The organism is Kineosporia sp. R_H_3 (genome assembly GCF_002198675.1).
Taxonomy (GTDB): Bacteria; Actinomycetota; Actinomycetes; order Actinomycetales; family Kineosporiaceae; genus R-H-3.
The window spans coordinates 1-8,864 of the sequence record NZ_MWLL01000038.1; the positions used below are offsets into that span (position 1 = coordinate 1).

An 8,864-nucleotide genomic window follows, 5' to 3' on the forward strand; every position below is an offset into this window, starting at 1 on the left:
CGGCGACCCGGTCGTCGAGCAGTGCGGCCGTCGCCGCGGACGTCGCCGCCGTCCTCGACGCGCTCGGGGTGGGCCGGGTCGTCGTCATGGGCACCTCCGGCGGCGGGCCGCACGCGCTCGCGACGGCCGCACTGCTCGACGACCGGGTCGCCGCGGTCGCCTCGATCGCCGGCGTCGGCCCGTACGGCGCGGACGGCCTGGACTTCCTCGCCGGGATGGGCCAGGACAACATCGACGAGTTCGGCGCCGCGCTCACCGGCGAGGGAGTGCTGCGGTCCTACCTCGAGGAGCAGCGCACCGGCCTCGCCGGGCTCACGCCCGAGCTGCTCGCGCAGAGCTGGGCGTCCCTGCTGCCGCCCGTCGACGTCGCGATCGTCACGGGGTCCGCGCTCGCGAGCGAGCTCGTCGAGAGCATCGAGCGGGCGCTCGCCCCCGGCATCGAGGGCTGGCTCGAGGACGACCTCGCCTTCTGCGCCGACTGGGGCTTCTCGCTCGACGACCTGCGCTGCCCGGTCTCGGTCTGGCAGGGCGGGGTCGACCTCATGGTCCCGGCCGCGCACGGCGCCTGGCTCGCGCAGCGGATCCCCGGCGCGCGGGCGCACCTGCTCCCCGACGAGGGCCACCTGTCGATCGCCGCCGGGAAGATCGGCGAGATCCTCGACGAGCTGCTGCCCAGCCTCTGAGGTCGACAACCAGCAAGGCATAGAACTTGCATCAGTCGATGCAAGGGTTCAGACTTGACACATGTTCGTCCTCACCGTCGACCAGCGACGCAGCCGACGCACCGCCGACCGCGTCGACGCCGCGCTCGCCCGGCTCGAGCAGCTCGCCGGCACACCCGGCGTCCGCCCGCCGGTCCGCACCTTCGAGCGGACGGCGGGTGACGAGTTCCAGGGCGTCCTCGACGACGCGCCGTCCGTCGTCGCGGTCGTCCTCGACCTCGTCCGGCAGGGCGCCTGGCACGTCGGGATCGGGGCCGGCCCGGTCGACGAGCCGCTGCCGCGCTCGACCCGGGCCGCCCACGGGACGGCGTTCACGCTCGCCCGGGCGGCCGTCGACGCCGCCAAGCGCAGCCCCGACCACGTCGCGGTCCGCGGGGTGCGGGAGGACGTCGCGCGCGACGCGGACGGCGTCCTCGGGCTGCTCGCCGCGGCGGTCGCGCGGCGCAGCGGGCCCGCCTGGGAGGCGGTCGACCTCGTGAGCGGCGGGCTCACGGTCAGCGAGGCGGCGGCCAAGCTCGAGGTGTCCCGACAGGCCGTCGGGCAGCGGCTCGCGGCCGGGCTGTGGCCGCAGGAGCGGGCCGCCCGGCCGGCCGCCGCGCGTCTGCTCGACGAGGCCGGCCGCGGCTGAACCCGCCCGGGTGCGCCCCGGCGGGCCCGCGCGTCAGTGCAGCAGGGCCCAGCCCGCGCCCGCACTGGCGACCGCCCACAGGACGCTGCCGAAGGTGCCGATGATGAAACGCTCGGCGGCCGCGGGGGCCCGCAGCTCGGGGTAGCGGCCCAGGCCCTTGACGGCGAGCACGACCGCGACCCCCTCCGGCCAGCCGAGGAGCACGGACGACGTCACGGCGAGCCGCTCGAGGACACCGATCCACGCGCCGCCGTGCAGCAGCGTCGGGTCGGCCGGGCTCGGGGTGCCGGGGGCCGCGCCGGGGTTGGTCGCCAGGCGCAGCAACGCGGTGGCCACCGGCCCGCCGGCGCTCGCACCGGCGAGGACGGCGAGCGCGACCGCGGCCTCCGCGACCCAGCCGGTGACGGCCGGCGCGACCCAGGCGAGCGCACCGGCCGCGCCGAGGAGCACGACGGCGACGACGAGGGCGACGAGCGCCCGGGCCCGCTTGCGGCGCACGGGAGGCAGCTCGCGGTAGAAGCCGAGCGCCAGCACGGACACGGCCGCGAGGAGCAGGAGCGAGGCGACGGTCACGGGAGCAGTCTGCCGCGGCCGTCCGACAGCCCGCGATCTTGTGGCGTACCGCAGGACGCACGAACGCCCGCCGAGCGCGGCGTGTCGGTCCTGGGAGCGCTCTTGTGACGAGCTGCGGTACGCGCGCTGCAACGTCCGGCAACCCTCGTCGTCCGGCCGGCCCGGCGGCAGGGTGGGGTGGCAGCCCGGGGTTGGTCGGTCCCCGGGGGTTACGTCGCGTCGTGTCCCGGGTCACACTGGTGCTCCCCTCGAGGTGGAGGTGACGCCCGGTGCAGGCCGCGCGGCTGGAGAGCGCCGTGCCCGTGGGCACCGACCCACGGGCGCACGCGCGCACCCTGTCGCGCCTGCACGACGCCGCGGTCGCGGGGGCCCGGAGCCCCGGCCGCCGGATGCCGGGCGCGCCCCGACCGGTCATCGAGGACTCCTGGCGCCGGGTGCAGACGAGCGGCCTCGACCCGGACGGCCACGGCAGCGCACCGGAGCCGCTGGGCCGCGAGGACCTCGAGGCCCGGCGCGAGGCGAGCGGGTTCCTGCCGGCGCTGCAGACCCTGCGCGGCGGGCTCGTGAGCATCGCCGACGAGGCGCTGCACATCATGGTCGTCGTCGACGCGGGCGGCCGGATCCTCTGGCGGGACGGCAGCAGCGCCGTCCGCCGCCGGGCCGACGGCCTCGGGTTCGTCGAGGGCGCGGCCTGGGACGAGGGCGCCGTCGGCACGAACGCGATCGGCACCGCGCTCGTCGCGCGGCGACCGGTCCAGGTCTACTCGGCGGAGCACTACGTGCGGTCGCACCATTCCTGGACGTGCGCGGCGGCCCCGGTCCACGACCCGCGGACCGGGCGGCTGCTCGGCGTCGTCGATGTGAGCGGGCCGGCCGCCACCGTGCACGCGAGCACGCTCGCGCTGGTCGACGCCGTGGCCCGGCTCGCCGAGCAGCGTCTGCACACCGAGCACCAGGCCGAGCTGGTCCGGCTGCGCGCGGTCGCCGCGCCGATGCTCGCCCGGATCGAGGGCCGGGCCCTGGTCACCGACCGGCACGGCTGGCTCGCCGCGGCGGCCGGCGTCGCCCCCGTGGACCGCGTGCTGCTCCCCGACAAGGTCGACGACGAGCGCACCTGGCTGCCGTCGTTCGGCCCCTGCCGGCTCGAGCCGGTGCCCGGCGGCTGGCTGGTCCGGCTCGAGGACGGCGCGCCCGCCGGTGCGAGCGCCACGACGACGGTGGTCCTCGACGTCCGCGGCACCCGGCAGTGGCGCCTCGTCATCGACGGTCCGAGCGGCGCGTGGGAGCAGTCGCTGAGCCCCCGGCACGCCGAGCTGCTCCTGCTCCTCGCGGCCCACCCCGAGGGCCGGACGGCGAGCGAGCTCGCGCACGACCTCTTCGCCGACCCCGCGCGCACCGTCACGGTGCGGGCCGAGCTCTCCCGGCTGCGCCGCAACCTCGGCGGGGTGCTCGACCACAAGCCGTACCGGTTCGCCGAGTGGGTCGACCTCGACATCCGCTGGCCGCAGCGGCCGCAGGACCTGCTCGCCTTCTCGTCGTCGCCCGGCGTGCGCCGGCTGCGCGCCGCGCTCGGGGACGGCGGCGGCGCGGCGGGCGAGGGTGCGGGNTGGTAGCGCACGGGTGGGTACGACATGCGGGGCTGCGGCGGACGAGGACTGACGGCAGGCTGCCCCGCATGTCGTACCCACCCGTGCGCTACCAGGGCGTCCGCGGCGAGACGACCGCGTGGCTGCGCCCGCACGACGCACCGCGCGACGTCGACAACGCCGCCGGCGGCGGCGCCGCCTACCTCGCGACGGCCGCCGCCACCGGCGGCGCGTTCGGGCTCTACCGCTGGGACATGGGCCCGGGGCCCAGCGGCCCCGGCCCGCACTTCCACCGGTCGATCACCGAGTCGTTCTACGTGCTCACCGGGACGGTCCGGCTGTTCGACGGCGGGCGCTGGCTCGACGCCGTCCCGGGCGACTTCCTCCACGTGCCGATCGGCGGCGTCCACGCGTTCCGCAACGAGTCGGGCGAGCCGGCGTCGATGCTGCTGCTCTTCACCCCGGGCGCCCCGCGCGAGGAGTACTTCGAGGTGCTCGCGGACGCCGCCCGGCGCGAGGGGATGACAGACGACGAGCGGCTGGACTTCTTCCTGCGGCACGACAACCACTGGCTCTGAGCGGCCGGCGCGGGCCGATGTCACAGCGCACCCCCGCCGCCACGTCCTCCCCGTATGACGACACGACAGGACACGCCGGGGACGCTCCGCCCGGCACGACCCGGCACGACGACCACGGACCGCGTCGCGGCCGCCCTGCTGGCCCTCACCGGTGCGACCGTCGGCGGCTGGGCGCTGCTCGGCCCCGCCTCGTTCTACGCCGGCTTCCCCGGCGGCGGCCGGTCGTGGGTCGCCCCGGACGGGCCGTTCAACGAGCACCTCGTGCGGGACGTGGGCGCCCTGAACCTCGCGCTCGCCGTCCTCGCCGTCGCGGCGCTGCGGTCCGTCGACCACCGGACGGCGCGCCTGGCGGGCGTGGTGTGGCTCGTCTTCGCCGTCCCCCACCTCGGGTACCACGCCGGGCACCTCGCGGCGCTGCCCGTCGCGGACCGGGTCGTGCAGACTGTCGCCCTCGCCGGCGTCGTGCTGCTCGCTGCGGTGCTCTGCCGGCCGGTCCGGGCGGGAGGTGCACGGTGAGGGTCGCGGTCGCCGGTGGCACCGGCCTCGTCGGGCGGCTCGTCGTGGCGGCGCTGCGCGACCGCGGGGACGAGCCCGTCGTGCTCGCCCGCTCGACCGGCGTCGACCTGACGACCGGTGCCGGTCTGGACGCCGCGCTCGACGGCTGCACCGCGGTCGTCGACGCCTCGAACGTCACGACGACCCGCCGCGCGGTCGCCGAGGGGTTCTTCGACGCCGCGACGACCCACCTCGTGGCCGCGGCGCGGCGGGCCGGCGCGGGTCACCTCGTCGTCCTCTCGATCGTCGGCATCGACGACGTCGACCTCGGCTACTACGCGGGCAAGAGGCGGCAGGAGCAGGTCGTCCGCGCGGGATCCGTGCCGTGGACCGTCCTGCGGGCCACCCAGTTCCACGAGTTCGCCGGGCAGTACGCCGGCGGCGTCCGCGGACCCGTCCTCGCCGTCCCCTCGATGCTCAGCAGACCCGTTGCGGCGCAGGAGGTCGCCGCCCGGCTCGCCGGTCTCGCCGCGGCCGGCCCCGGCGGGGACGCCACCCCGCTCGCCGGCCCGCGGACCCTGCACCTGGCCGACATGGTGCGCGGCTACCTGCGCGCGACCGGGCGGCGCCGGGTCGTCGTCCCGGTGCGGCTGCCGGGGGCCGCCGGGCGGGCCCTGGCCCGTGGTGCGCTCGTGCCGGCCGCCCCCTTCGACGCCGGGACACGCACGTTCGAGGAGTACCTGGCATCTCTCGGCGAGACGCGGCGGCTCCGGGCGGCCCGATGACGCCCGGGCCGCGCGCCGAGGAGCTCGCGCGGGCCTGGGCGGCCCAGCGCGGCCGGCTCGTCGGGGTCGCGTACGCCGTCCTCGGCAGCCGCGCCGAGGCCGAGGACGTCGTCGCCGACTGCTGGCTCTCGCTCGTCGCGGCCGACGCCCGCGACCCGGTCCGGGACGTCGAGGCGTGGGCGACGGTCGCCGTCGCCCGGCGCGCGCTCGACGTCCTGCGCTCGGCCCGGGTCCGGCGGGAGGCGTACGTCGGGCCGTGGCTGCCCGAGCCGATCGTCGGCGACGGCCCGGCGACCGCCGCGGCCGACCCGGCGGACCGGGTCACGCTCGACGAGCGGGTCAGCTACGCGCTCATGGTCGTCCTGGAGACGCTGAGCCCCGCCGAGCGCACCGCGTGGGTGCTCCACGACCTCTTCGGGCTGCCCTTCCCGGACGTCGCCCGGGCGGTCGGGCGGACCCCGGCCGCCGTCCGCCAGCTCGCCGTCCGGGCCCGCGCCCACGTGGGGTCGGGCGCGGCCCGGGTCGACGTGGACCGCCGGGAGCAGCGCCGGGTCGCCGAGGCGTTCCTCGCCGCGGCGGGCGGCGGCGACCTCGCCGCGCTCGTCGCCGTCCTCGACCCGGACGCCGTCCTCACGAGCGACGGCGGCGGGGTCGTCAGCGCGGCCCGGCGCCCGGTCCGCGGGGCCGACGACGTGGCCCGGTTCGTGCTGGGCATCGGGCGCAGGATGCAGGCCGGGGACGCCGTGCACCCGGTGACCGTCAACGGCGGCCCCGGCTTCGTCGCGACCCGGGACGGCGCGACCTTCCTCGTCGCGGCGCTCACCGTCGAGGGCGGCCGGGTGACCCGGGTCGACCTCGTCCTCGCGCCGGGCAAGCTGCCCCGGTAGCGGGCCGCGCCCGGCGGTGCGTGCTCCGACCGGCGTCCCCGGGCCGGGGCCGCATACAGTGCCCTCGTGCCTCTCAGCGACTCCGACGTCTCCCGCATCCTCTGCGTCGCCGCCCACCCGGACGACCTCGACTTCGGTGCCGCGGGCACCTCGGCCGGCTGGACGGCGTCCGGCCTCGCCGTCACGTACCTGCTGTGCACCCGCGGCGACCAGGGCGGGTTCGACGACACCCCGCGCGAGGAGATGCCGCGCATCCGCGAGGCCGAGCAGCGCGCGGCCGCCGCGGCGGTCGGTGTCGAGGACGTCCGCTTCCTCGACGGCTACCGCGACGGCTGGCTCGACCCGACGCACGAGCTGCAGCGCGACATCGTCCGGGTCATCCGGCAGGTCCGGCCCGAGCGGATGCTCATCCAGTCGCCCGAGCGCAACTGGGCCAGGATCGGGGCCAGCCACCCGGACCACCTCGCGGCCGGCGAGGCGTCGATCCGTGCGATCTACCCGGCGGCCCGCAACCCGTTCGCCTACCCCGAGCTCCTCGACGACGAGGGCCTGGAGCCGTGGACGGTCAAGGAGGTCTGGCTCATGGCCGACCCCTCGCCCGACCACTTCGTCGACATCACCGACACCTTCGGCCGCAAGCTCGACGCCCTCAACGCGCACAAGAGCCAGACGAGCCACCACGACGACCTCGAGGCGATGCTCCGCAGCTGGGGCTCGTACACGGCCGAGGCTGCGGGGCTGCCCGAGGGCCGGCTCGCGGAGGCGTTCCGGATCGTCACGACCGGCTGAGCACCTCGGGGCGGCCCCGGCGGGATCCCCGCGATCTTTCTGCGGGTGTCGACCAATCCGCGGGTGCGGGTACGCCGAACGGGTGGTGACCGGCGCCACACGGGCGCCGCGGACCCCCGGGAGTTCCCATGTCCCACCGCTCCACGGCCGGCTCACCGCCGCCCCGCCGTCCCCGTACCCGGACCACGACCCGGACCCGCGCCGTCCTCGCCGCGACCGCCGCGACCGCCGTCCTCGGCGGCGCGTTCGCGACGTCCGGCCCGGCGGCCGCCTCCAGCCACCGGGAGGCGCCGTCGATCGCCGGCTCCCCGCGGCTCGACACGACGGACGTCTACGCGTTCCTCAGCCCGGACAAGGCGGGGACAGTCACCCTCGCCGCGAACTGGCTGCCGTTCTCCGAGCCCGCGGGCGGCCCGAACTTCTACACGTTCGCGGACGGCGCGGCGTACGACATCGCCATCGACACCAACGGCAACGCCAAGCCGGACATCATCTACCGCTGGCAGTTCCGGACCACGGTGAAGAACAAGGGCACGTTCCTCTACAACACCGGCCCGGTCACCTCGCTCACGGACCCCGACCTCAACGTCGTCCAGACCTACGACCTCAAGAAGTACGCGAACGGCCGCTGGTCCACCCTCGCGAAGAACCGGATCGCCGCGCCGTCGAACGTCGGCAAGGCCTCGATGCCGAAGTACGCGGACCTGCGCAAGCAGGCCACCTACAAGGTCGGCGACCGGGACGTCTTCGCCGGGCAGGCCGACGACCCGTTCTTCCTCGACCTGCGCGTGTTCGACCTGCTCTACGGCGGCGACCTCTCCGAGGTCGGCAACGACACCCTCGCCGGCTACAACGTGAACACGGTCGCGATCCGGGTGCCGGTCAGCGAGCTCGGCGGCTCGAAGAACGTCATCGGCGTCTGGTCGGAGACCCTCGCGAAGGGCGCCGACGGGCAGCTGCGCCGGGTCTCGCGGCTGGGCAACCCGCTCGTCAACGAGGTCGTCATCCCCGCCAAGGACAAGGACCGCTTCAACGCGTCCCGGCCGCAGGGCGACGGCCAGTTCCTCAAGTACGTGACGAACCCGGGGCTGCCGAAGGTCGTCGAGAAGGTCTACGGCATCAAGGCCCCGGCCGAGCCGCGCAACGACCTCGTCTCGGTCTTCCTCACCGGGGTCAAGGGGCTCAACCAGCCGAAGAACGTGGTGCCCGGCGAGATGCTGCGGCTCAACCTCACCCCGTTCGCCGGACAGACGCCGAGCCGGCTCGGTGTCGTCGGCGGCGACAACAACGGCTTCCCCAACGGCCGCCGGCTCACCGACGACGTGCTCGACGCGGCGCTCCAGGTCGTCGAGGGTGAGCTCGTCGGCGCGCCGAACGACCTCGGGGACGGCGTGAACGCGAACGACGTGGCGTTCGGCAGCACCTTCCCGTACGTCGCCCTGCCGCACAGCGGCTCCGGCTCGGTGAACAGCCCCGCCGGCGCCGCCAAGGCCAAGGGTGCCGGGCTCGTCAGCCCGCTCGAGGGCGGCAAGGCCGACGTCGTCACCGCGGGTGGGACCGGTTCGCCCGCAACGGGTTCCGGCACGACCGCACTCGGCCCGACGACGGCCGCGGCGCAGGTCTCGCCGGCCTCGGACCGGACGGCACTGCAGGCCGGTGCCGGTCTCGGCACCGCGGCGCTCGCACTCGCCGGGGGTGCGCTGCTGCTCGGCCGCCGTCGCCGGCTCGTGCAGGCCCGCGACGCCGTCCGCGCGTCGACGGTCTGACCAGCGTCTGACGGGCGACCGCCGGTCGCGGCCCGGGACTCCTCCCGGGCCGCGG

General features: G+C 76.4%; 10 protein-coding genes. 9 read left to right on the forward strand and 1 reads right to left on the reverse strand.

The annotated features are described in order from the left end of the window. On the forward strand, window positions 1-683 hold a 683-nt coding region (locus tag ECOMGDLI_RS02725; protein WP_088313344.1), incomplete at its 5' end, for an alpha/beta fold hydrolase. 61 nt (window positions 684-744) lie between these two features. Further along, window positions 745-1,350, forward strand: a complete 606-nt coding sequence (locus tag ECOMGDLI_RS02730) for a hypothetical protein (protein ID WP_088313346.1) — start codon at window positions 745-747, stop codon at window positions 1,348-1,350. A 33-nt stretch (window positions 1,351-1,383) separates the two neighbouring features. Here ECOMGDLI_RS02730 and ECOMGDLI_RS02735 read toward each other — a convergent pair whose 3' ends face one another. After that, window positions 1,384-1,923 carry a hypothetical protein gene (locus ECOMGDLI_RS02735; RefSeq protein WP_088313348.1) on the reverse strand — a complete coding sequence of 180 codons (540 nt, stop codon included), beginning with the start codon at window positions 1,921-1,923 and terminating at the stop codon, window positions 1,384-1,386. A 593-nt stretch (window positions 1,924-2,516) separates the two neighbouring features. Here ECOMGDLI_RS02735 and ECOMGDLI_RS36625 point away from each other — a divergent pair. From ECOMGDLI_RS36625 to ECOMGDLI_RS02770, 7 genes are all read left to right on the forward strand, one after another. Further along, window positions 2,517-3,529, forward strand: a 1,013-nt coding sequence (locus ECOMGDLI_RS36625) for a GAF domain-containing protein (RefSeq protein ID WP_369812704.1), incomplete at its 3' end; no start/stop codon positions are given. 69 nt (window positions 3,530-3,598) lie between these two features. Further along, complete coding sequence (locus tag ECOMGDLI_RS02745) at window positions 3,599-4,087, forward strand: cupin domain-containing protein (RefSeq protein ID WP_088313350.1); 489 nt, start codon at window positions 3,599-3,601, stop codon at window positions 4,085-4,087. Window positions 4,088-4,141: 54 nt separating this feature from the next. Beyond that, window positions 4,142-4,603 (forward strand): hypothetical protein, encoded by a 462-nt coding sequence (locus tag ECOMGDLI_RS02750; RefSeq protein ID WP_198954483.1) that lies wholly within the window; start codon window positions 4,142-4,144, stop codon window positions 4,601-4,603. Beyond that, window positions 4,600-5,367: an SDR family oxidoreductase gene (locus ECOMGDLI_RS02755; RefSeq protein WP_088313353.1), complete on the forward strand. Its 768-nt coding sequence runs from the start codon at window positions 4,600-4,602 to the stop codon at window positions 5,365-5,367. The genes ECOMGDLI_RS02750 and ECOMGDLI_RS02755 overlap by 4 nt, the downstream gene beginning before the upstream one ends. Then, the gene (sigJ, locus tag ECOMGDLI_RS02760) at window positions 5,364-6,254 is read left to right on the forward strand and encodes an RNA polymerase sigma factor SigJ (protein WP_088313355.1); all 891 of its coding nucleotides are present in this window, start codon (window positions 5,364-5,366) and stop codon (window positions 6,252-6,254) included. Before ECOMGDLI_RS02755 ends, sigJ begins: the two co-directional genes overlap by 4 nt. Before the next feature lie 66 nt (window positions 6,255-6,320). Further along, window positions 6,321-7,043 (forward strand): PIG-L deacetylase family protein, encoded by a 723-nt coding sequence (locus ECOMGDLI_RS02765; RefSeq protein WP_088313357.1) that lies wholly within the window; start codon window positions 6,321-6,323, stop codon window positions 7,041-7,043. Window positions 7,044-7,171: 128 nt separating this feature from the next. Further along, the gene (locus tag ECOMGDLI_RS02770) at window positions 7,172-8,809 is read left to right on the forward strand and encodes a DUF4331 domain-containing protein (protein WP_088313359.1); all 1,638 of its coding nucleotides are present in this window, start codon (window positions 7,172-7,174) and stop codon (window positions 8,807-8,809) included. The last annotated feature ends 55 nt before the right edge of the window (window positions 8,810-8,864 follow it).